The organism is Nocardioides sp. NPDC087217, assembly GCF_044744805.1.
Classification (GTDB): Bacteria; Actinomycetota; Actinomycetes; order Propionibacteriales; family Nocardioidaceae; genus Nocardioides.
On sequence record NZ_JBIUZB010000004.1, the window covers coordinates 226049 to 247130 of the forward strand.

General features: G+C 68.1%; 21 protein-coding genes. 15 read left to right on the forward strand and 6 right to left on the reverse strand.

Going from position 1 to position 21082, the window contains the following annotated elements:
- Positions 1 to 16: 16 nt before the first annotated feature.
- Both ACIO3S_RS19190 and ACIO3S_RS19195 read left to right on the forward strand, forming a co-directional pair.
- Positions 17 to 1183, forward strand: a complete 1167-nt coding sequence (locus ACIO3S_RS19190; protein WP_400466980.1) for a nucleotide sugar dehydrogenase — start codon at positions 17 to 19, stop codon at positions 1181 to 1183.
- A 140-nt stretch (positions 1184 to 1323) separates the two neighbouring features.
- Complete coding sequence (locus tag ACIO3S_RS19195) at positions 1324 to 1701, forward strand: phosphomannose isomerase type II C-terminal cupin domain (protein ID WP_400466982.1); 378 nt, start codon at positions 1324 to 1326, stop codon at positions 1699 to 1701.
- 84 nt (positions 1702 to 1785) lie between these two features.
- On the opposite strand, the gene rfbA is transcribed toward ACIO3S_RS19195, so the two are convergent.
- The gene (gene rfbA, locus ACIO3S_RS19200) at positions 1786 to 2658 is read right to left on the reverse strand and encodes a glucose-1-phosphate thymidylyltransferase RfbA (protein ID WP_400466985.1); all 873 of its coding nucleotides are present in this window, start codon (positions 2656 to 2658) and stop codon (positions 1786 to 1788) included.
- A gap of 94 nt (positions 2659 to 2752) precedes the next feature.
- On the opposite strand from rfbA, the gene rfbB reads away from it, so the two are divergent.
- Both rfbB and ACIO3S_RS19210 read left to right on the forward strand, forming a co-directional pair.
- The gene (rfbB, locus tag ACIO3S_RS19205; protein ID WP_400466988.1) at positions 2753 to 3751 is read left to right on the forward strand and encodes a dTDP-glucose 4,6-dehydratase; all 999 of its coding nucleotides are present in this window, start codon (positions 2753 to 2755) and stop codon (positions 3749 to 3751) included.
- 6 nt (positions 3752 to 3757) lie between these two features.
- Positions 3758 to 5140, forward strand: coding sequence for a sugar nucleotide-binding protein (locus ACIO3S_RS19210; RefSeq protein WP_400466990.1), 1383 nt, complete (start codon positions 3758 to 3760; stop codon positions 5138 to 5140).
- Positions 5141 to 5211: 71 nt separating this feature from the next.
- Here ACIO3S_RS19210 and ACIO3S_RS19215 read toward each other — a convergent pair whose 3' ends face one another.
- Entirely contained in the window at positions 5212 to 6147 is a 936-nt protein-coding gene (locus tag ACIO3S_RS19215; RefSeq protein WP_400466993.1) for a sulfite exporter TauE/SafE family protein, read from the reverse strand.
- 28 nt (positions 6148 to 6175) lie between these two features.
- Here ACIO3S_RS19215 and ACIO3S_RS19220 point away from each other — a divergent pair, with 28 nt between their 5' ends.
- From ACIO3S_RS19220 to ACIO3S_RS19230, 3 genes are all read left to right on the forward strand, one after another.
- Positions 6176 to 7132 (forward strand): asparaginase, encoded by a 957-nt coding sequence (locus ACIO3S_RS19220; protein WP_400466996.1) that lies wholly within the window; start codon positions 6176 to 6178, stop codon positions 7130 to 7132.
- Positions 7133 to 7272: 140 nt separating this feature from the next.
- The gene (locus ACIO3S_RS19225; RefSeq protein ID WP_160026788.1) at positions 7273 to 7713 is read left to right on the forward strand and encodes a helix-turn-helix transcriptional regulator; all 441 of its coding nucleotides are present in this window, start codon (positions 7273 to 7275) and stop codon (positions 7711 to 7713) included.
- Positions 7691 to 8242 (forward strand): hypothetical protein, encoded by a 552-nt coding sequence (locus tag ACIO3S_RS19230; RefSeq protein ID WP_400466999.1) that lies wholly within the window; start codon positions 7691 to 7693, stop codon positions 8240 to 8242. The genes ACIO3S_RS19225 and ACIO3S_RS19230 overlap by 23 nt, the downstream gene beginning before the upstream one ends.
- A gap of 173 nt (positions 8243 to 8415) precedes the next feature.
- On the opposite strand, the gene galE is transcribed toward ACIO3S_RS19230, so the two are convergent.
- Positions 8416 to 9393, reverse strand: a complete 978-nt coding sequence (galE, locus tag ACIO3S_RS19235) for a UDP-glucose 4-epimerase GalE (protein ID WP_160026790.1) — start codon at positions 9391 to 9393, stop codon at positions 8416 to 8418.
- A gap of 43 nt (positions 9394 to 9436) precedes the next feature.
- Between galE and ACIO3S_RS19240 the strand changes: the two genes are divergently transcribed.
- The 5 genes from ACIO3S_RS19240 to ACIO3S_RS19260 all read left to right on the forward strand — a co-directional run bounded on the left by ACIO3S_RS19240 (position 9437) and on the right by ACIO3S_RS19260 (position 14187).
- Complete coding sequence (locus ACIO3S_RS19240) at positions 9437 to 10111, forward strand: dihydrofolate reductase family protein (protein ID WP_400467003.1); 675 nt, start codon at positions 9437 to 9439, stop codon at positions 10109 to 10111.
- A 97-nt stretch (positions 10112 to 10208) separates the two neighbouring features.
- On the forward strand, positions 10209 to 11123 hold the full coding sequence (locus ACIO3S_RS19245; RefSeq protein ID WP_400467006.1) for a carbohydrate ABC transporter permease: 915 nt from the start codon (positions 10209 to 10211) through the stop codon (positions 11121 to 11123).
- Positions 11120 to 11974 (forward strand): carbohydrate ABC transporter permease, encoded by an 855-nt coding sequence (locus tag ACIO3S_RS19250; protein ID WP_400467009.1) that lies wholly within the window; start codon positions 11120 to 11122, stop codon positions 11972 to 11974. The genes ACIO3S_RS19245 and ACIO3S_RS19250 overlap by 4 nt, the downstream gene beginning before the upstream one ends.
- A gap of 29 nt (positions 11975 to 12003) precedes the next feature.
- On the forward strand, positions 12004 to 13380 hold the full coding sequence (locus tag ACIO3S_RS19255) for an ABC transporter substrate-binding protein (RefSeq protein WP_400467012.1): 1377 nt from the start codon (positions 12004 to 12006) through the stop codon (positions 13378 to 13380).
- 48 nt (positions 13381 to 13428) lie between these two features.
- Positions 13429 to 14187, forward strand: coding sequence for an enoyl-CoA hydratase-related protein (locus ACIO3S_RS19260; RefSeq protein WP_400467015.1), 759 nt, complete (start codon positions 13429 to 13431; stop codon positions 14185 to 14187).
- Between the two features lie 24 nt (positions 14188 to 14211).
- Here the strand turns inward: ACIO3S_RS19260 and ACIO3S_RS19265 are convergent, their stop codons facing one another.
- On the reverse strand, positions 14212 to 14697 hold the full coding sequence (locus tag ACIO3S_RS19265; protein ID WP_400467017.1) for a hypothetical protein: 486 nt from the start codon (positions 14695 to 14697) through the stop codon (positions 14212 to 14214).
- Between the two features lie 109 nt (positions 14698 to 14806).
- Between ACIO3S_RS19265 and ACIO3S_RS19270 the strand changes: the two genes are divergently transcribed.
- The 3 genes from ACIO3S_RS19270 to ACIO3S_RS19280 are packed head-to-tail and all read left to right on the forward strand — an operon-like array spanning position 14807 to position 17121.
- Positions 14807 to 15943, forward strand: a complete 1137-nt coding sequence (locus ACIO3S_RS19270; protein ID WP_400467020.1) for a LuxR C-terminal-related transcriptional regulator — start codon at positions 14807 to 14809, stop codon at positions 15941 to 15943.
- Between the two features lie 30 nt (positions 15944 to 15973).
- Positions 15974 to 16729, forward strand: a complete 756-nt coding sequence (locus tag ACIO3S_RS19275; protein ID WP_400467023.1) for a DinB family protein — start codon at positions 15974 to 15976, stop codon at positions 16727 to 16729.
- A gap of 8 nt (positions 16730 to 16737) precedes the next feature.
- Positions 16738 to 17121 carry a YrdB family protein gene (locus tag ACIO3S_RS19280; RefSeq protein WP_400467025.1) on the forward strand — a complete coding sequence of 128 codons (384 nt, stop codon included), beginning with the start codon at positions 16738 to 16740 and terminating at the stop codon, positions 17119 to 17121.
- On the opposite strand, the gene ACIO3S_RS19285 is transcribed toward ACIO3S_RS19280, so the two are convergent.
- Complete coding sequence (locus tag ACIO3S_RS19285; protein ID WP_400467028.1) at positions 17069 to 17833, reverse strand: helical backbone metal receptor; 765 nt, start codon at positions 17831 to 17833, stop codon at positions 17069 to 17071. The genes ACIO3S_RS19280 and ACIO3S_RS19285 overlap by 53 nt on opposite strands.
- A gap of 77 nt (positions 17834 to 17910) precedes the next feature.
- Positions 17911 to 21027: a fused isobutyryl-CoA mutase/GTPase IcmF gene (gene icmF, locus ACIO3S_RS19290; protein ID WP_400467031.1), complete on the reverse strand. Its 3117-nt coding sequence runs from the start codon at positions 21025 to 21027 to the stop codon at positions 17911 to 17913.
- Positions 21028 to 21082 lie beyond the last annotated feature (55 nt).

A 21082-nucleotide genomic window follows, 5' to 3' on the forward strand; every position in this document is an offset into this window, starting at 1 on the left:
GCTTACAGTGCCGAACATGAAGATCACCGTTGTCGGCGTGGGCTACGTCGGGATGTCGCTCGCCGTCCTGCTCGCCCAGAAGCACGACGTCGTCGTCCTGGACATCTCCCAGGAGCGGGTCGACCTGGTCAACGCGGCCAAGACCCCGATCGAGGACGCCGAGATCACCACCTTCCTGGCCACCAAGGAGCTCGGCCTGCGCGCGACCCTCGACAAGGAGGACGCCTACGCGGACGCCGCGTACGTCATCGTCGCCACCCCGACGAACTACGACGAGGCCTCGAACTACTTCGACACCTCCACCGTCGACAGCGTGATCGCCGACGCGGTGACCTACGCGCCGGAGGCGGCGATCGTGGTGAAGTCGACCATCCCGGTCGGCTACATCGCGGCCAAGCGCGAGCAGCACCCCGAGGTGACGCTCTTCTTCAGCCCCGAGTTCCTTCGCGAGGGCAAGGCGCTCCACGACAACCTGCACCCCTCCCGCATCGTCGTCGGCGACGACTCCCCGGCGGCGAAGGGCTTCGCCGAGCTGCTGCTCGAGGGCTCGCTCGAGCCCGACGTACCGGTGCTGATGACCGGCGCCACCGAGGCCGAGGCGATCAAGTTGTTCGCCAACACCTACCTGGCGCTGCGGGTCGCCTACTTCAACGAGCTGGACACCTACGCCGCCACCCACGGGCTCAACACGACCCAGATCATCGAGGGGGTCGGCCTGGACCCCCGGATCGGCTCGCACTACAACAACCCGAGCTTCGGCTACGGCGGCTACTGCCTGCCCAAGGACACCAAGCAGCTGCAGGCCAACTACCAAGACGTCCCGCAGAACCTCATCTCGGCGATCGTCGAGGCCAACACCACGCGCAAGGACTTCGTCGCCACCGACGTCCTGCGGCGCGAGCCGAAGGTGGTCGGGGTCTACCGGCTGATCATGAAGTCCGGCTCGGACAACTTCCGCGAGTCCTCCATCCAGGGAGTGATGAAGCGGATCAAGGCCAAGGGCGTCGAGGTGGTCATCTACGAGCCCGAGCTCGACGAGCCGGAGTTCTTCCACTCAGAGATCATCAAGGACCTCGACGAGTTCAAGCAGCGGGCCGACGTGATCATCGCCAACCGGCGCACCGACGTGCTCGCCGATGTCGCCGACAAGGTCTACACGCGCGACATCTACGGGCGCGACTGAGGCCCACCGGCGGAAGAGTTCTGCTCCCGTGGGCGACCTGCGGGTAACGGACCGGTGAACATCGGTTCGCAATGAACCGTGCGCGGATGCGTACAGTTATGGTCGCGTCTTCTGTTCAGTTCTAGGAATGAGGCAACATCATGGCTGGTGACTCCGAGACCCGCCCCTGGGGTTCGTGGCACGTCATCGACATCGGTCCGGGCTACAAGGTCAAGCGGATCGAGGTGCTGCCCAACAGCCGCCTCTCCTACCAGACCCACACCCACCGCTCCGAGCACTGGGTGGTCATCTACGGCAAGGCGACCTGCATCATCGACGGCGTGACCACGATCGCCGGCCCGGGTGAGTCCGTCGACGTCGGCGTCGGCCAGGCCCACCGGATCTGCAACGAGACCGACGAGCCGCTCTCGATCATCGAGGTCCAGCGCGGTGGCTACACCGGCGAGGACGACATCGTCCGCCTCGAGGACGACTTCGGTCGCGCCGAGGCCGAGCAGAAGGTGGCCGCGGAGGCTTGAGTCAGCTGTAACACGCTGTTACAAGCACTACCCGGTCGTTCAGAACGACCGGATAGTGCTACGAACAGCGTGTTACACGCCTGGTCAGGCCAGCAGGCCGAGCAGGTACTTCCCGTAGCCGCTCTTCAGCAGCGGCTGGGCGAGCTGGGAGAGCTCCTCGTCGGAGAGCCAGCCCTGGCGCCAGGCGACCTCCTCGGGGGCGCCGATCTTGGTGCCCTGGCGGTGCTCGATGGCGCGGATGAAGTTGGCGGCCTCGTTGAGGTCCTCGAGGGTGCCGGTGTCGAGCCACGCGGTGCCGCGTGGCAGCACCTCGACCGAGAGCGTGCCGGCCTCCAGGTAGATCCGGTTGAGGTCGGTGATCTCGAGCTCGCCGCGCGCGGACGGCTTCAGGTTGCGGGCGTGCCCGATGACCGAGCTGTCGTAGAAGTAGAGGCCGGGGACGGCGTACGGGCTCTTCGGCTTCTCGGGCTTCTCCTCCAAGGAGATGGCCTTGCGGTTCTCGTCGAACTCGACGACGCCGTACGCGCGCGGGTCGGCGACCCGGTAGCCGAAGACGGCGCCGCCCGTGATCGTCTTGAAGCGGGCCAGCTGGGTGCCGAGGCCGGGGCCGTAGAAGATGTTGTCGCCCAGGACGAGACCGACGCCGTCCTCGGACTCGTCGAGGTAGCCGACGTCGGCGCCGATCGTGAACGCCTGGGCGAGGCCGTCGGGGGAGGGCTGCTCGGCGTAGCTGATGTTGACGCCGAGATGGCTGCCGTCACCCAGGAGCCGGTGGAAGCCGGAGGCCTCGTGGGGCGTCGTGATCACCAGGATGTCCCGGATCCCGGCCAGCATCAGCGTGGTCAGCGGGTAGTAGATCATCGGCTTGTCGTAGATCGGCATCAGCTGCTTGCTGATCGCGAGTGTGATCGGGTGCAGACGTGAGCCGGTGCCTCCGGCAAGGATGATCCCCTTCATGGTCAGTTGATCCTACGGATGTTCACCCCACGTTCTAGGGAACCCACCGGGGCGAGGCGACCACCGGGTGGTTAATTCTGCCTACGATGAACCGGTGAGACGGATTCTTGTGACAGGCGGGGCCGGGTTCATCGGCTCCAACTTCGTGCACCACCTCGTGGCCAACACCGATGCGTACGTGACGGTGCTCGACAAGCTGACCTATGCCTCCTCGGAGGCATCGCTGGCGGGGCTCCCGGAGGATCGGGTGAGGCTCGTGGTCGGCGACATCGCGGAGGCCGCGGTCGTCGAGCCGCTGGTGGCGGAGTCGGATGCCGTGGTGCACTACGCGGCCGAGTCGCACAACGACAACTCGCTCTCAGACCCGGCTCCGTTCGTCCAGACCAACATCGTCGGCACCTTCGTGCTCCTCGAGGCGGTCCGGCGTCATGACGTACGTTTCCACCACGTCTCCACCGACGAGGTCTACGGCGACCTGGACCTCGATGACCCGAAGCGGTTCACCGAGGACACGCCCTACCAGCCGTCCTCGCCCTACTCGGCCTCCAAGGCCGGCTCCGACCACCTCGTCCGCGCCTGGGTGCGCTCCTTCGGTGTCCGCGCGACGATCTCCAACTGCTCCAACAACTACGGCCCCTGGCAGCACGTCGAGAAGTTCATCCCGCGTCAGATCACCGAGGTGATCGAGGGGCGCCGGCCGCGCGTCTACGGCGACGGGCTCAACGTGCGCGACTGGATCCACACCGACGACCACTCCTCGGCGGTCTGGACGATCCTGGAGAAGGGCCGGATCGGGGAGACGTACCTGATCGGTGCCGACGGCGAGAAGTCCAACGTCGACGTCGTCCGCGCGATCCTGCGTCACTTCGGGCGTCCCGAGGACGACATCGAGTGGGTCACCGACCGCGCCGGCCACGACCGCCGCTACGCGATCGAGTCGGGCAAGCTGCGCAGCGAGCTCGGCTGGGAGCCGAAGTATCAGGACTTCGACAAGGGCCTGGCCGCGACGATCGCCTGGTACCAGGAGAACGAGGCCTGGTGGTCGCCGCTCAAGCACGAGACCGAAGCCAAGTACGCCGCGAAGGGGCAGTGATTCTCGGTGGCTGAGCTTCGCGTCGACGAGACGCCCATTCCAGGTCTGCTGGTTGTCCACCTGCCCGTGCACGGAGACGCCCGTGGCTGGTTCAAGGAGAACTGGCAGCGCCAGAAGATGGTGGAGCTGGGGCTCCCCGACTTCGGCCCGGTGCAGAACAACATGTCCTTCAACGCCTCCCGCGGCGCGACCCGAGGGATCCACACCGAGCCGTGGGACAAGTTCGTCTCCGTCGCGTGCGGGCGGGTGTTCGCGGCGTGGGTCGACATGCGTGAGGGGCCGTCCTTCGGAGCGACCTTCTCGATCGAGATCGGCCCGGAGACCGCGGTCTTCGTGCCGCGTGGGGTCGGCAACTCCTACCAGGCGCTGGAGGACCGCACCGTCTACTCCTACCTGGTCAACGACCACTGGCGTCCCGGGTTCGCCTACCCGGCGCTCAACCTCGCCGACGAGACCGCCGCGATCCCGTGGCCGATCCCGTTGGAGTCGGCCGAGATCTCCGAGAAGGATCTCGGCAACCCGCGCCTGGCCGAGATCACCCCGATGAAGCCGAAGAAGACGCTGATCATCGGCGCCAACGGCCAGCTCGGCCGGGCACTCGTGTCGGTCTTCCCGGACGCGGACGCGGTCGACCTCGACGAGCTCGACATCTCCGACGAGAAGGCGGTCGCGGCCTGGCCGTGGCCCGACTACCAGCTCATCCTCAACGCCGCGGCCTACACCGCGGTCGACGTCGCCGAGACCGCCGACGGCCGGCGTACCGCCTGGGCGGCCAACGCGACGGCTCCCGCGCTGCTCGCCCGGGTCGCCACCGAGCACCGGCTGACCCTGGTGCACTACTCCACCGAGTACGTCTTCGACGGCACCGCCACCGAGCACGCCGAGGACGAGCCGGTCTCGCCCCTCGGCGTCTACGCCCAGTCCAAGGCCGCCGGCGACATCGCGGTCGCCGGCACCGCTCGTCACTACATCCTGCGCACCTCCTGGGTCGTCGGCGACGGCAAGAACTTCGTACGCACCATGGCGGCTCTCGCCGAGAAGGGCGTCTCGCCGACCGTGGTCGACGACCAGATCGGCCGGCTCACCTTCACCGACACCCTCGCCGCGGCCACTGCTCACCTGCTGCGGTCCGAGGCTGCGTACGGGGTCTACAACTGCACCAACGCCGGGGAGCCGTGCTCGTGGCGGGACATCGCCGCGGAGGTGTTCTCGCTGTCGGGGCGTGACCGGGCCGATGTTGGTGCCACCTCGACCGAGGCCTACTTCGCGGGCAAGGAGGGCGTCGCGCCGCGACCGCTCAACTCGGTGATGTCCCTCGACAAGCTCACCGCCACCGGGTTCGAGCCCGAGGACCATCTCGACGCCCTGCGCCGCTACCTGAAGGCCTGACTGCCGACTCGGCTCGTCCTGACCAATTCTCCCGTCGAGTCGGCTCGTCATGACGAGCCGACTCGGCCGTGCTACTTCTCCGAACGCTCCGGCAGCCGCCAGGCGGCGGCGTTGTTGTCGAAGGCCTCCAGGCCGCGCGACTGGCGGATGAAGCCCCATACGAGCGGGCCGAGGAGCAGCATCGCGCCGCCGAGGAGCAGCAGGAAGGTGGCGTCGGCGCCGAGCATCTTGGCGCCGGAGAGCGTCAGCATGATGACGATGCCGCGCCGGATGACCGACTGGGAGACCCAGCGCGCCATCCGGGAGCCGAGGAACGTGCCGGGGGTGCCGCCGAGGATGAGCGGGATCAGCACCGCCCACTCGACGCCGTGGTTGAGCACCTGGCCGATCGCGGCGGCCAGGACGAGCGGCACCGCCTGGAGCAGGTCCGTGCCGACCAGCTTGACCGCGGAGAGGGTCGGGTAGACCAGCAGCAGCGCGATCATGATGACCGAGCCGGAGCCGACCGAGGTGATGCCGACCAGCAGACCGCCGAGCGCGCCGATCACGACCGTGAGCAGCGGCTTCAGGCGGGGATCTTCCTCGGGAGCCTCGTTGCCGCCGGTGACCAGACGCAGCTGCAGGTACATCCGGAACATGTAGGACGCCGCCGCGAACAGCAGAGCCCCGCCGAGGACGAGCTTGAGGAAGTGGTCGGTGTCGCCCGGCGCCAGCTTGTGGACGAAGGTGCCCAGGAACGCGCACGGCACCGAGCCGATGATGAGGTACGTCGCCAGCTTGATGTTGGGCGAGCCGTGGCGCCAGTGCACCGCGGCCCCGACCGACTTGTTGACCGAGGCGGCGACGAGATCGTTGGCGACCGCGGTCGTCGGGGGCACCCCGAGGAAGATCAGCGCCGGGGTCATCAGGGCGCCACCGCCCATGCCGGTCAGCCCGACGACGATGCCGATGCCGAAGCTGACCACGAGCACGCTGAACGCGTCTTGGGTGAGGAGGTCGGCGAACACGGGGCAACTCTCACATAGTCTCGCCCCCATGCCAGCACCAGTGCCGTTCGCCGAGATCATCCGCTCCGACTTCGTCGAGGGACACCACTACGGGTCCGCCGTCTCCCTGGCGGCCGACGGAACCGTGAGCTGGTCGCTCGGTGACGTCGACTCCCCGATCCTGCCGCGCTCCTCGAACAAGCCGGTCCAGGCTCTCGCGATGGTGATCCTCGGCCTCGACCTGCCGCCCGCCCTGCTCGCCCTCGCCTGCGCCTCCCACTCGGGCGAGGCGTTCCACCAGGAAGGCGTACGCCGCATCCTCGCCACCGTCGGCCTGGACGAGTCCGCGCTGGGCAACATCGAGGACTACCCGTTCGGTGTCGAGGCGCGGGAGGAGGCGCTCCGTCACGGTGAACCGAAGACCCGGCTGGCGATGAACTGCTCCGGCAAGCACGCCGCGATGCTGGCCACCTGCGTCGCGGCAGGCTGGCCGTTGGAGGACTATCTCGACCCGAAGCACCCGCTCCAGGAGGGAATCCAGGAGGTGCTCGAGGCGTGCACCGGCGAGGCCACGTACGCCACCGTCGACGGCTGTGGGGCGCCGGCCCTGTCCACGTCGCTGACGGGTCTGGCGCGGGCGTTCTCGACGATCGGCTCGGCGGTCGACGGTCCGGCCGCGCGGGTCGCCGAGGCGATTCGCTCCCACCCCGAGTACGTCTCGGGCACGACCCGCGACGAGGTGGCGCTGCACCGGGCCGTACCCGGGCTGATCGGCAAGCTGGGTGCCGAGGCGGTCTACGCCGTCGCGCTTCCCGACGGCCGCGCGTGGGCGCTGAAGGCCGACGACGGCGGTGACCGGGCGCGCCCGGTCGTGATGGCCGCCGCGCTGCTGCGGGACGGGGTCGGTGACCTGGAGGGGGTCGATGCCGAGGCCCTGCGGGCGACCGGCGCGGCGACGATCCTCGGCGGCGGCCGTCAGGTGGGGGAGATCCGCGCGCTGCTGTGACCTGCTAGCGGGCTGCTAGCGCTCACAAGGCGCGAGAGACCTTGCATTTCTGCCCGTTGACGAAGCAACTAATGGGTGATGTTGGTCACTTCGGTCGCTCAGGCCTTGTGTTTGCTAGCAATTGTTAGCACACTGGAGTCATGGTCAAGAGCAAGGTCACGAGTGCGGTTGGCACGCTCGGCGAGTATCTGAAGGAACAGAGGATCTCGGCTGAGATGTCTCTGCGTCAGCTCGCCGACCAAGCAGGCGTGTCCAACCCCTACCTCAGCCAGATCGAGCGCGGTCTGCGCAAGCCATCGGCTGAGGTCCTCCAGCAGATCGCCAAGGCGCTGCGTATCTCGGCGGAGCAGGTCTATGTCCGTGCCGGGATCCTCAGCCCCGACTCCAATGTCGGGGGGTCCGTGGAGCTCGCCGTGCTCGCCGACCCGAGCCTGACCGAGCGGCAGAAGCACTCGCTGCTCGACGTCTATCACTCGTTCCTTGCTCTCAACAGTCGTGTCACCGACGATGCGCCGGCCGCCGATGAAACCGCTGAACCCCATCATGAGGAGAACCCAGATGCCCACCCTGCCCAAGATTGAGACCACCAAGCCCCTCAACGCCGTCGCCGGTGTCGCGGACCTCGCCTACGAGACCGTCAAGGACCTCGCCACCGACCTGCAGAAGAAGGTCGAGGACTACCGCTCCGAGGCGACCACCAAGCTGACTGACGCCCGCTCCAAGGCGACCGAGAAGGCGACCGCCTACCGCACCCAGGCGACCGAGAAGGCCACCGCTGCCAAGTCCACCGTGACCGGCTTCGACCCGAAGTCCCTCCCGGCCCTGGCCAAGGAGCAGTACACCGTTCTCCCCGAGAAGCTGAAGACCACCGTCAAGGCCAAGCTCGACGAGACCACCGACTCCGCCACCGGCACCTACGACAAGCTCGCCACCCGTGGTGAGACCTTCGTCGCGAAGTTCAAGAAGTCCGAGACCCCTGAGGCCCCGGCCGAGGCTCCGAAGGCTGAGGCCCCCAAGGCGGAGGCCCCGAAGGCCGAGGCTGCTCCGGCCGAGAAGCCGGCCCCCGCCAAGAAGGCTCCGGCCAAGAAGGCTCCCGCCAAGAAGGCCTGATCCAGGCTCTCAACCGAAGACGGCCCGCTCGAAAGAGCGGGCCGTCTTTCATTTGCCGACGCGTCAGTTCTGCAGGCCGAGACGTCACTTGCGTCGGCCGAGTTGGCGCACGAGTGCCATCTCGACCGGCGGCGTTGACGCTTCGGCCTGCGGGGGTGACGCCTCGGCTGTGGTCAGCTGGGGTAGTCGGCGCCGGCCGCCTGGCGGGCCTCCCAGGCGGTGGCGACCATGGAGCGCAGGTCGTGGCGCATCTCCCAGTCGAGGTCGCGCCGGGCGAGCTCGCCGGTGGCGACGATGCGGGCGGGGTCGCCGGGGCGACGCGGCTTGATGACCGGCTCGAAGTCGATACCGGTGACCTCGCGGATGGCATCCATGATCTGCCGCACGGAGGAGCCGTCGCCCGAGCCGAGGTTGTAGACCGGCTCGAGGTCCTTGCCCTCGGCGAGCCGCTTGGCGGCGACGACGTGGGAGTGGGCGAGGTCGGCGACGTGCACGTAGTCGCGTACGCAGGTGCCGTCGGGGGTCGGGTAGTCGTCGCCGTTGATCTGCGGCGTCTTGCCCTTGGCCAGCGCGTCGAAGACGAGCGGGAAGAGGTTGTGGGGGCTGGTGTCGTAGAGGTCCTTGCTGCCGGACCCGACGACGTTGAAGTAGCGCAGGCTGGTGTGGGCGAGCCCCTCGGCGCGCGCCACGTCGGCGATCAGCCACTCGCCGATCAGCTTCGACTCGCCGTAGGGGCTCTCCGGGTTGGTCGGCGTGGTCTCGGTGACCAGGTCGACGTCGGGGGTGCCGAAGGTCGCGGCGGACGAGGAGAAGACCAGCTTGTCGACACCGGTGGCCGTCATCGCCTCGAGGAGGTTGGCGGTGCCGGTGACGTTCTGTGCGTACGTGTGCAGTGGCCGCTGCACCGACACGCCCGCGTACTTGAAGCCGGCGAGGTGGATGACTCCCTCGACGCCGTGGTTGGAGATCGCCTGCTCGATCGCGGACTTGTCCAGCAGCGTCGCCTCGACGAACGTGACGTTGTCGGGCACGAACTTCGCGAACCCCGAGGACAGGTCGTCGATGACGACCGGCTCCATGCCCGCGTCGAGCAGTGCCTGCACGACGTGCGATCCGATGTAGCCCGCGCCTCCGGTAACCAACCAACTCATGCGATGAAGATAGCGGGGTGCCCTGAGCGGTTAGGTTTGCGGGGTGAGGCTCCTGCACGGTGACGGCGACCCGACGACCCCTGAAGGCCTGCGCGCCATCTACGCACCGCCTCGCCTGCCATGGCTGCGGGCCAACATGGTGAGTTCCCTGGACGGTGCGGCGACCGGCTCCGACGGCCGTTCCGGCACGGTCAACAACGCGGTGGACGTCGACGTCTTCCACGTCCTGCGTGACCTCGCCGACGCCGTTCTGGTCGGCGCCGGGACCGCCGTCGCAGAGACGTACAAGGCCAAGGGCGCGCCGATCGTCGTCGTCTCCCGCCGCGGCCGGATCCCCGACGATCTCCGCGGCTGCGAGCCCGGCGCGGTCCGGCTCGCCACGGTGGCCGAAGCGCCCGGCCTGGAAGCCGCGCGCGACGAGATCGGCGAGGAGAACGTCTACGTCACCGGCGCCTCCGAGGTCGACCTGCCGGCGCTCCTCGACCGGCTGCACGAGGAGGGCATGCAGCATGTGCTGTGCGAGGGCGGGCCGGCCCTTCTCGGCTCGCTGCTCGAGGCCGGCGTGGTCGACGAGCTCTGCCACACGATCACGCCCAAGCTCCTCGCCGGCGACGGCCGGCGAATCGTGACCGGGCCACCCACGGACGTACCGGTGTCGTTGGGTTCGCTCATCGAGCACGACGGCACGTTGCTCGGACGTTGGCTCGTAAACCCATGACGTTCACGGTCAGTTTCCGGTAACGAAATCTTGAGACCAAGAGTTTTACTCTTGACGGGGTCCGACCCAGCCGCTTGACTCACCGATCGTGCCAGGTATGACGGCCGTCACGACCAAGCGACCACGTCAGGCACTCTCGGGAAGACGCATACGGGAGTGGCTGATCTTTGTCGCGTTCGTCGCGCCCAACGTCGCTCTGATCGCGGTCTTCACCTACCGACCGCTCTTCCAGAACATCTACTACTCCACGCTCAACTGGACGCTGGGCTCGAAGTTCGCGACCCCCGTCGGGCTGGGCAACTACCGCGACTTCTTCACCTCCGGCGAGGCGAGCAAGGTGCTCACCACGACGGCGATCTTCACCGTCGCGACCGTCGGCCTCACCCTCGCCCTGGGTCTGGGGGTCGCGCTGGCGCTCAACCGAAAGCTTCCGGGCGCCGGGTTCGCGCAGGCCACGGTCTTCGCGCCGTACATCCTCTCCGGCTACGGCGTCGGGCTCGCCTGGCTCTACATCTTCGACCCCAACATCGGCGCGCTCTCCGCGATCCTGCGCGACATCGGCCTGAACAGCCCGGAGTGGATCAACTCGCCTCCGTGGACGCTGACGATGGTGATCATCGTCTACGTCTGGAAGAACCTCGGCTATGCCGCGGTCATCTACCTCGCCGGCCTGCAGGCGGTGCCGGGTGACGTGCTGGAGGCAGCCGATCTCGACGGCGCCGGCCCGGTGAGGCGGTTCTTCACGGTGACCCTGCCGCTGCTGTCGCCGACCACGTTCTTCCTGATGGTCACCACGATCCTGAACAGCCTGCAGGCCTTCGACCTGCTGATCGCGATGGACAAGCTCGGCCGCGGCGCCCGCACGCTCATCTTCGACGCCTACCTGACCGGCTTCAAGGAGCAGAGCCAGGCGGGCTACTCCGCGATGCTGTCCACGGTGCTCTTCGCGATCCTCGTGGTGATCACGCTCGTCCAGCTGGTCGTCGTGGAGAGGCGGGTCCACTACCGATGAGCACGACGGCTCCCTCACGCAAGCTGCGGCTGACGCCGCTGACCGTACGCGACTACCTGGTGCTCCTGCTCGCCGTGCTCGTCGTCGTGCTGCCGCTCGGCTACATGTTCCTGGCCTCCTTCAAGGGCAGCGGCGACCTGGCGACCACCGACCTTGTCGTCTTCCCCGAGGTCTGGCAGCCGGAGAACTACGCCGAGGCCGCGCAGAAGGTCCCCTTCGGGCGGCTCTTCCTCAACTCCACCATCGTCACGGTCGTCGGCGCCGGGCTGAAGGTGCTGCTGGCGATCCTGACGGCGTACGGCCTGGTCTTCTGCGAGTTCCCCGGCAAGAAGTACATCTTCTGGGGCGTGCTCGCCACGATGATGGTGCCGCCGCAGGTCACCGCGCTGCCCAACTACGTCTTCATCAGCAGCCTCGGCGGCGAGAACACCTACTGGGGCCTCATCCTGCCGGGTCTCGGCACCGGCTTCGGTACGTTCCTGCTGCGCCAGGCCTTCATGCAGCTGCCCTACGAGGTGATCGAGGCGGCTCACCTCGACGGCGCCGGCCACTGGCGGAGGCTGTGGCACTGCGTGGTGCCGATGTCGCTTCCGTCGATCGCGACCGTGGCCCTGGTCAACGTGGTCTACGAGTGGAACGACTACCTGTGGCCGCTGATCATCATCACCGATCCCGAGATGATGACGCTGCCACGCGGTCTGACGCTGCTGCAGAACAGCGAGTCCGCGGCCAGCTCGTTCGGCGTCCTGATGGCCGGCACCGTGATGGTGCTGCTGCCGATCCTCGTCGTCTTCGCGTTCCTGCAACGGCACATCGTCAACGGCTTCACCCAAGGCGGCGTCAAAGGCTGACGTTCGCCACAACAGGGAAGGGATGCACCATGAACACCTCGTCCAACCTGCATCGCTCGGGTCTGATCCTGGACCGACGACGGTTCCTCGGCCTCAGCGCCCTGGGCATCTCCGCGGCGGCGCTCTCCGCCTGCGGTGGTGGCCCCTCGACCAGCGGGGGAGGCGGCGGCGCCAGCAAGGTCGAGCAGATCGACTTCAGCGGGGTGAAGCCGGCCAAGGAAGTCACCTTCTGGACCTCCAACCCGGGTGACTCGATCAAGGTCAGCACCGAGATCGTCAACGCCTTCAACGCCTCCCAGTCCGACATCACCGTCAAGCTCGTCACGGCCGGGGCCGACTACGAGGAGATCGCGCAGAAGTTCCAGACCGCGCAGACCGGCGGCGACCTGCCCGACATCATCAATCTGTCGGACGTGTGGTGGTTCCGCTACAAGATGAACGACCAGATCATCCCGCTCGACTCGCTCTTCGAGGCGCTCGAGTTCGACACCGACGACTACGTCGACTCGCTGCTGGGCGACTACCTCTACGACGACGCCCACTGGGCGGTCCCGTGGGCGCGCTCGACGCCGCTCTTCTACTACAACAAGGACCACTGGAAGAAGGCCGGGCTGTCCGATCAGGGCCCGCAGACCTGGGAGGAGTTCGGCGAGTGGAAGACCGAGCTCGCCGCGACCAGCGGCGCGAAGTTCGCCTTCCAGTTCCCCGCCCTGGCGGGCTACGCCGGCTGGACCCTGCAGAACAACCTGTGGGGCTGGGGCGGCGGCTGGTCGAAGGAGGAGTCGTTCGACATCACCTGCAACTCGGCCAGCTCGGTCGAGGCGCTCTCCTTCCTCAAGGACTGGGTCTACAAGGACAAGGTCGCCGGGGTCGCCGGGGTCGACCAGATCCAGGACTTCGCGGCTGGCGTCGCGAGTGCCACCGTGGGCTCGACCGGTGACCTGATCAACGCGATCACCTCGGCGAAGTTCGACGTCGGCGTCGCGCCGCTGCCGGCCGGGCCGGCGGAGGCCGAGCGCATCTGCCCGACTGGCGGCTCGGGCGTCGGCATCCCGAAGGACATCAGCCCGGAGCGGCAGCTCGCGGCCGGCACCTTCATCAAGTTCCTCACCGAGCCCGAGCAGGCGATCAGGTTCTCGGAGGCGACCGGCTACGTGCCGATCCGCAAGTCCGCCGACCCCGCCGCGATCCTGAAGAAGACCCCGCAGGCGCAGGTCGCGATCGACCAGCTCCCCAACACCCGCTCGCAGGACTACGCCCGTGTCTTCCTGCCCGGTGGCGACTTGGAGATGGCCAACCACATGGCCTCGATCCTCACCGAGAACAAGGACGTCCAGACCGAGATGGACAGCCTGAAGACGGCGCTGGAGAAGATCTACACCGACCAGGTGAAGCCGCACGTCTGATGAGCACCTGCGTAGGGCACCCCGCGGGGTGCCCTACGCTCGGTTCTCGTGAGCGAGGACTTGGTAGTGGAGCGGCGCCCGGGCGTCGTACAGGTGACCTTCAACCGGCCGCAGAAGCACAACGCCTTCACCGCGGAGATGTACGGCGCGCTGCACGGCCTGTGCGACGAGCTGGCCACCGACGAGTCGGTGAAGGTGCTGGTGCTGACCGGCACCGGCGGGCGGGCGTTCGCCGCCGGCAACGAGATCTCCGACTTCCTCTCCCGCGACGCGGTCGACTACGAGGACTGGATCCGCGCGCTGCTCGAGAAGCTGTTCGCGCTCCCGCAGGTCACCATCGCGGCGGTCGACGGCGTCTGTGTCGGCGGCGGGCTCGCGGTCGCGACCCACTGCGACCTGCGGGTCGCGACGCCGCACTCGCGCTTCGGCTACCCGATCGCGAAGACGCTCGGCAACGCGCTCGCGGCCTCCATCGTCTACCGCGCGGCCGCCGTCTTCGGCGAACCTGTCGTGCGGGAGATGCTGCTCGCGGCACGCCTGGTCGGTGCGGACCGCGCCTATGCCACCGGCGCGCTGACCGCCGTCACCGACTCGCTGGCCGACGAGGTCGACGCGCTGGTCGAGGGCATCCTGCCGCTCTCCGGCGTCACGGTCCGGGCCACCAAGAGGCAGCTCGCCGCGTACGCCGCCCGGTCGGAGGCCTCGCCGGAGGGCGATGAGGATCTGCTGCGCGAGGTCTACACGGGCGCCGACTTCAAGGAGGGCGTACGCGCGTTCCTGGCCAAGGAGAAGCCCGCCTTCCGCTAGGCCGCGTCGAGGTCCACGTCGACGTCACGCCTCGTCGTCGAAGTCGATGCGGATCATGCTGCGCTCGATGGTGGACAGGTCCGCGATCGTCGGCTCCTGGGCGCCGCTGACCTTCAGCCCGAGCTCGAACGGCGACGCACCGTTGTCCAGTGCTGCGCGCAGAGCGGTGCCGACCTGCAACGGTGTGGTCTGCAGGAGGACGGCTCGGCCGTGCCGTACGCGGCCCTGCTGAGTGACGGTCACCGGTGCGGGGTCGGTGAAGTTGAACCGCCATGGCCGCTCGGTGAAAACCGTCGGGATGCCGTTGATCGTGTGCAGGCACACCGGCACCCGCAACGTCCTGCCGCTGCGTCGGCCGGTGAACTCCAGCAGCGCCTTGAGGGCGATGCGTGGGCCCAGCCGAGGATCGGTCAGGACCCGCCTGACCAGGGGATTGACCATCCGCATCAGGGCCGGTGGCGGTGGCGCCAGCCGCACCGTCGTCGACGTCCGTGTCCTCGTCTGTGTCATCGCGCGCTCCTCGCACTCGTCCTGCGACGATGCTAGGAAGACGGCGGACGGCGCGATATACCACCAATCTGGCATTCCGGGGCCGCTCGGTTGAGCCTACGGTGGGTGGATGAGCGCCGACACGATGCGGCGGGGCGCGGAGAAGATCACCCGGCTCTGTGCCGAGCCGCGCGATCTCGTGTCGCTCTGGAACGAGACCACCGAAGTCCTCCAACGGGTCGTCCCACACTTCTGGACACCGTGCTTCTACACCTTGGATCCCAGCTCGCTGTTGATGACCAGTCACTTCCACCTCGGTCTTGCCGAGTTTCCCGGCGAGTGGCTCGCTGCCGAGTACTACGCCGACGACGTCCATCAGCTCACCGATGTGGCCCGCTCGACCTCGGGTATCTCGACCCTGCACGAGGCGACCGGCGGCGATCCATCGTCCAGCCCGCGGTGGCACCGGAACATGGCCATGGGAGGGGACCAGGAGCTCATCGCCAGGCTCCGCACCCGCTCTGGTGAGGTCTGGGGAGCTCTGGGTCTCTACCGCGAACCACGGGACGCGATGTTCACCGAGCTCGAGAAGGCCTTCGTCATGTCGGTTGCACCGGCGCTCGCCGAAGGCGCCCGTGCGGCACTGCTGGTGGGGCAGGCCCGCGAGCCAGAATTCGCCGACTCGCCGGGCCTGCTCATCCTCGACCGCAGCTGGAACGTCGACTCCGCCACACCGGGCGTCGAGCGTTGGTTGTCCGAGCTGCCCGACGGTGACTGGGACGCCGGTCGCCTGCCGTCCTCGGTGCTCACCCTCGCCGGCCGGGTGCTGGGCATGGCCGAGAATCCTGACCGCGGCGAGATCGCCGTGTTCCGCGTTCTGTCACGAACCGGCATCTGGGTCGTCCTGCACGGCGCTCGCCTGACCTCGACCGGTGACCCGCGCATCGCGATCATCATCGAGCCGGCCAATCCTGGCCGGCTGTACCCGTTGTTGATGTCCGCCTACGGGTTGACCGAACGCGAGAAGGAGGTCACCAGGCTCGTCCTGCAAGGCAGCTCGACCGCGCAGATCGCCGCCGACCTCGTGCTCTCGGCCCACACCGTCCAGCAGCACCTGAAGAGCATCTTCGACAAGACCGGTGTCCACAGCCGCCGCGACCTCGTCGGCAAGGTCTTCTTCGCCCACTACGAGCCTCGGCTCCGCGACAACGAGCGCCGCGCCCAGAACGAGCAGCCGCTACGCGGAGAGCCCTGGCAAAGCCGTTGACCTGCGGACGAGGTTGACGGACGATGACCCATGCCTTCCGAGCAGAAGACGTACGTCGAGACCGACCAGTTCCGAGACGCGCTGATCCGGCAGAGCGATGTCAGCGGTCTGGAGATCCGGGACTGCTGGTTCGAGGAGCGAGTGAAGATCGTCGACTGCTACGGCCGCGACGTCTATCTCGGCGGCGACTTCGGGCGGGTCGTGGTCAACGACATCGACGTGACGGCGTACGTCGAGGCCGAGCTCGATCGTGTCGAGCCCAACCGGGCGCTGGCCCGCGAGGCGCAGACGGCGGCTGAGATCCGTGCGGCCTGGGCGGCGATCGAGGCGACCTGGGCGGCGACGTTCGAGCGGGTCCGGGCGCTGCCGGAGGAGCTGCATCGTCGGCGGGTCGACGACGAGTGGTCGTTCATCGAGACCCAGCGTCATCTGCTCTACGCGAGCGACAAGTGGCTCGGCAACCCGGTCCTCGAGGAGGACGAGCCCTACCATCCGCTCGGTTTCGGCCCCGGCGGCGATCCGGACGGAGTTCCAGGAATCACCGTCGACGCCGACCCGTCGCTGGAGGAGATCCTGGCGCCCCGCCTTGCCCGGATGGCCACGATGCGCACCTACGTGGCCGGTCTCACCGATGCCGACCTCGACCGGCTCTGCACCCGCAAGCCGATCGGCAACGACCCCGCCGCCGACTACACCGTGCGCCGCTGCCTCAAGGTCGTGCTCGCCGAAGAGGCCGAGCACCACCGCTATGCCGTACGTGACCTCGCCGTTCTCACGGCCGGATGAGGAGCAGCATGCGATCGATCGTGCCGGTCTTCGGCTGGTTCGTGCTGACCCTGGTGTTCGTCGACGAGCTGCTCGCGATGGCCGCCTTCGGCGTATGGGGCTGGCAGCACGAGCCGCGGTGGCTGCTGGTCTGGCTGCTGCCGCTGGCGGCCATGTTCGTCTGGTGGTCGTTCGCCTCGCCGAAAGCGCCTCGCGGTGGTCCCGTGATCCGGCCGGTGGCCAAGGTGATCGTCTTCGGGCTCGCCTCGCTGGCGCTCCTGGACGCGGGCCAGCCGGGATGGGCGCTCGCTCTGCTGGTCTTCTCGGTCGTCGTGAACGGCGTGGCTCAGGTGCCGGCGATCAGCCGGCTGCCCAACGATGTGCCTCGACCAGACTCGGTCCGTACCAGGTGATCAGCCGGCCGCTGACCAGCTCGGTCGGCGTCTGCGAGAACGCCTCCGGGCCGTCCTCGGCGGTGAAGACGTACGGCTCGTCGGGCAGCAGTACGGCGTCGGCCCCGGCGCCGTCGATCTCGGCCAGCTCGGCGTGCGGATAGCGGTCCGCGTGCTCGCCGAAGACGTTCTCCCAGCCCAGCCGCCGCAGCAGGTCGCCGGTGAACGTCCGTGAGCCGACCACCATCCAGGGATCCCGCCAGATCGGCACCACGACCCGGCGAGTGACCCGGGGGAGCGGCCCGCACCAGAGCCGGCGAGCCTCCGCGAGCCAGCCCGGACGGTCCCAGCCGAGGCCGTCGAGGAGGTTCTCCATGGACGCGATCGCCTGGGGGACCGTCTCGATGTCCGTGACCCAGACCCGGACGCCCCGCTCCCGCAGCCGGCGTACGTCCAGCTCCCGGTTCTCCTCCTTGTTGGCCACCACCACGTCGGGCTCCAGCGCCGCGACCGCGGCCAGATCGGGGTTCTTGGTGCCGCGCACGCGCGGCACGTCGAGGTCTGCCGGATGCGTGCACCAGTCAGTCGCCCCGACGACCCGGTCCGCCGCGATCGAGACGAGCGCCTCGGTCAGCGACGGGACCAGCGAGACCACCCGGGTCGCCGGACGCGGGCCGTCGTACGCGGTGCCCAGGTCGTCGGGTCGGCCCGAATGCTCACCGAGGTAACTCACTCAACGCTCGCTTCCTTCGTGGAACTCCACGAGGGATGTGGCTGTTCACCGAGTTACCTCGGTGAACAGCCACCCCCTCACACGTTGCGCCGATACTGCCCGCCGACCTCGAAGAACGCCTCGGTGACCTGGCCGAGCGAGCAGACCCGGGCCGCGTCCATGAGCGCGGCGAAGACGTTCTCGTCGGAGGTGGCGGCCTGCTTGAGACGTACGATCGCCTCTTCCGCCTCACGGGAGTGGGCGGCCTGGAAGGCGTGGACGCGGTCGAGCTGGGACTTCTTCTCGGTCTCGGTCGCACGGGCGAGCTCGACGGGGCCGGCGGGGGCACCGTTGGTGTCGCGTACGAACGTGTTGACGCCGACGATCGGCAGCGTGCCGTCGTGCTTGCGGTGCTCGTAGAGCATCGACTCGTCCTGGATCTTGCCGCGCTGGTAGCCGGTCTCCATCGCGCCGAGCACGCCGCCGCGCTCGGAGATCCGGTCGAACTCCTTCAGCACGGCCTCCTCGACGAGGTCGGTGAGCTCGTCGATGATGAAGGAGCCCTGGAGCGGGTTCTCGTTGAACGCCAGGCCCCACTCGCGGTTGATGATCAGCTGGATCGCCAGGGCGCGCCGCACCGACTCCTCAGACGGGGTGGTCACGGCCTCGTCGAAGGCGTTGGTGTGCAGCGACTGGGCGTTGTCGTAGATCGCGATGAGCGCCTGCAGCGTGGTGCGGATGTCGTTGAAGTCCATCTCCTGCGCGTGCAGGGACCGGCCCGAGGTCTGGATGTGGTACTTCAGCTTCTGCGAGCGCTCCGAGGCGCCGTAGCGCTCCCGCATCGCGATCGCCCAGATCCGTCGGGCGACGCGGCCGATGACGGAGTACTCCGGGTCCATCCCGTTGGAGAAGAAGAAGGACAGGTTGGGCGCGAAGTCGTCGATGTCCATGCCGCGGGCCAGGTAGGACTCCACATAGGTGAAGCCGTTGGCGAGGGTGAAGGCGAGCTGGGAGATGGGGTTCGCCCCGGCCTCGGCGATGTGATAGCCGGAGATGCTCACCGAGTAGAAGTTGCGCACCCCGTTCTCGATGAACCACTCCTGGATGTCGGCCATGCAGCGCAGCGAGAACTCCGTGGAGAACAGGCAGGTGTTCTGTCCCTGGTCCTCCTTGAGGATGTCGGCCTGGACCGTGCCGCGGACCGTCTGCAGCGCCTTCGCCGGGTCGATACCGCGCTCGCGCGCCTGGTCGATCACGGTGTTGAGGAAGAACGCCAGGATCGTCGGCGCCGGACCGTTGATCGTCATCGACACCGAGGTCGTCGGGGCCAGCAGGTCGAAGCCGTCGTAGAGCGCCTTCATGTCGTCCAGCGTCGCCACCGAGACGCCGGAGGTGCCGACCTTGCCGTAGATGTCGGGGCGTACGTCGGGGTCACGGCCGTAGAGGGTGACCGAGTCGAACGCGGTCGAGAGCCGGGTCGCGGGCTGGCCCTCGGAGAGCAGCTTGAAGCGGCGGTTGGTGCGGAACGGGTCGCCCTCACCGGCGAACATCCGCGCAGGATCCTCGTTGGCTCGCTTGTAGGGGAAGACGCCCGCGGTGAACGGGAAGAACCCGGGCAGGTTCTCGTTGCGCAGGAACCGGGTCAGCTCGCCGCGGTCGGTGTAGCGCGGGGTCGACACTCGCGGGATGTAGTTGCCGGCGAGCGACGTGCGGCCGCTCTCGTCAGCCGCGTACGTCTCCCTGGTCTCCTGCCAGGAGGAGAGCTGCTTGCGCAGGTCGTCCGGGATCTCGCTGGCTGGAGCCTCGAGCTCGGGGTGGTCCGCGGCCACGATCTCGTAGGCCTGCTCCTTCCGCGCCGCGGCGACGAGCTCGACGGTGCGGGCGTGGTAGTCGCGTACGTCGCCCGCGATGTCGGCGAGGTAGCGGACCCGCTTCTCGGGGATGATCGGGTGGAGGCCCGTCGAGTGGCGGGTCGAGACCTGGGGAAGGACGCCCTCGCTGATGGCGAGCCCGGCCTCGGCGAGGAGCCCGCGCAGGTGCTGGTAGAGCGCGGTGACGCCGTCGTCGTCGAAGGCGGCGGCCGAGGTGCCGAAGACGGGCATGTCGTCGGGGGAGGAGGTGAACGCCTCCCGGTTGCGGACGAGCTGGCGGGACACGTCGCGCAGTGCGTCCTCGGCCCCGCGCCGCTCGAACTTGTTGATCGCCACGACGTCGGCGAAGTCGAGCATGTCGATCTTCTCCAGCTGCGACGCGGCGCCGAACTCGGGCGTCATCACATAGAGCGAGACGTCGACGAAGTCGCTGATCCCGGTGTCGCCCTGGCCGATGCCGGGGGTCTCGACGATGACGAGGTCGACGGCGGCCTTCATCACGGTGAGCACGTCGCCGAAGTGCTCGGGCACCTCGTGACCGCCGCGCGTGGCGAGGGAGCGATAGTACGTCGTCGAGCCACCATCGGTGATGGCGGCGAGCGAGTTCATCCGGATCCGGTCGCCCAGCAGCGCACCGCCGCCGCGCCGCCGGGTCGGGTCGATGGCGAGTACGCCGATGCGGATCTTGTCCTCCTGGTCGACCCGCAGCCGCCGGACCAGCTCGTCGGTGAGCGAGGACTTGCCGGAGCCGCCGGTGCCGGTGACGCCGAGCACGACGGCCTGGTCGGCCTCGCGCAGCCGGGTGAGGAAGTCCTCGGGGAGCCGGCCCTGCTCGGCGCCGGTGATCGCGCGTCCGATGGAGAGCCCGTAGCCCGCGATCACGCCGTTGGGGGTGATGGGGAAGGTGGGCCACAGGTCGCGGTCGATGTCGCGTACGACCGTGTTGATCATCCCCGGGAGCCCCAGCCGCTGGCCGTCCTCGGGGGAGAAGATCTTGACGCCGGAGTTGGCCAGCCGCTCGATCTCGTAGGGAACGATCACGCCGCCGCCACCGCCCACGACCTTGACGTGGCCGGCGCCGCGCTCCTTGAGGGCGCACACCAGATACTCGAAGAACTCCACGTGCCCGCCCTGGTAGGAGGAGACCGCCACGCAGTGCGCGTCCTCCTGGACGGCGGCGTCGGCGATCTCGGTCACCGAGCGGTTGTGGCCGAGGTGGATCACCTCGCATCCCTGCGCCTGGAAGATCCGGCGCATGATGTTGATCGCCGCGTCGTGACCGTCGAACAGACTGCTCGCGGTCACGATCCGTACGTGGTTCTGGGGGATGTGGAGGTCGGACATGGGCGGTGCTCCCAGGGAATAGTTGGACGTCCAAGTAATTCCAGCATAGGTCGTC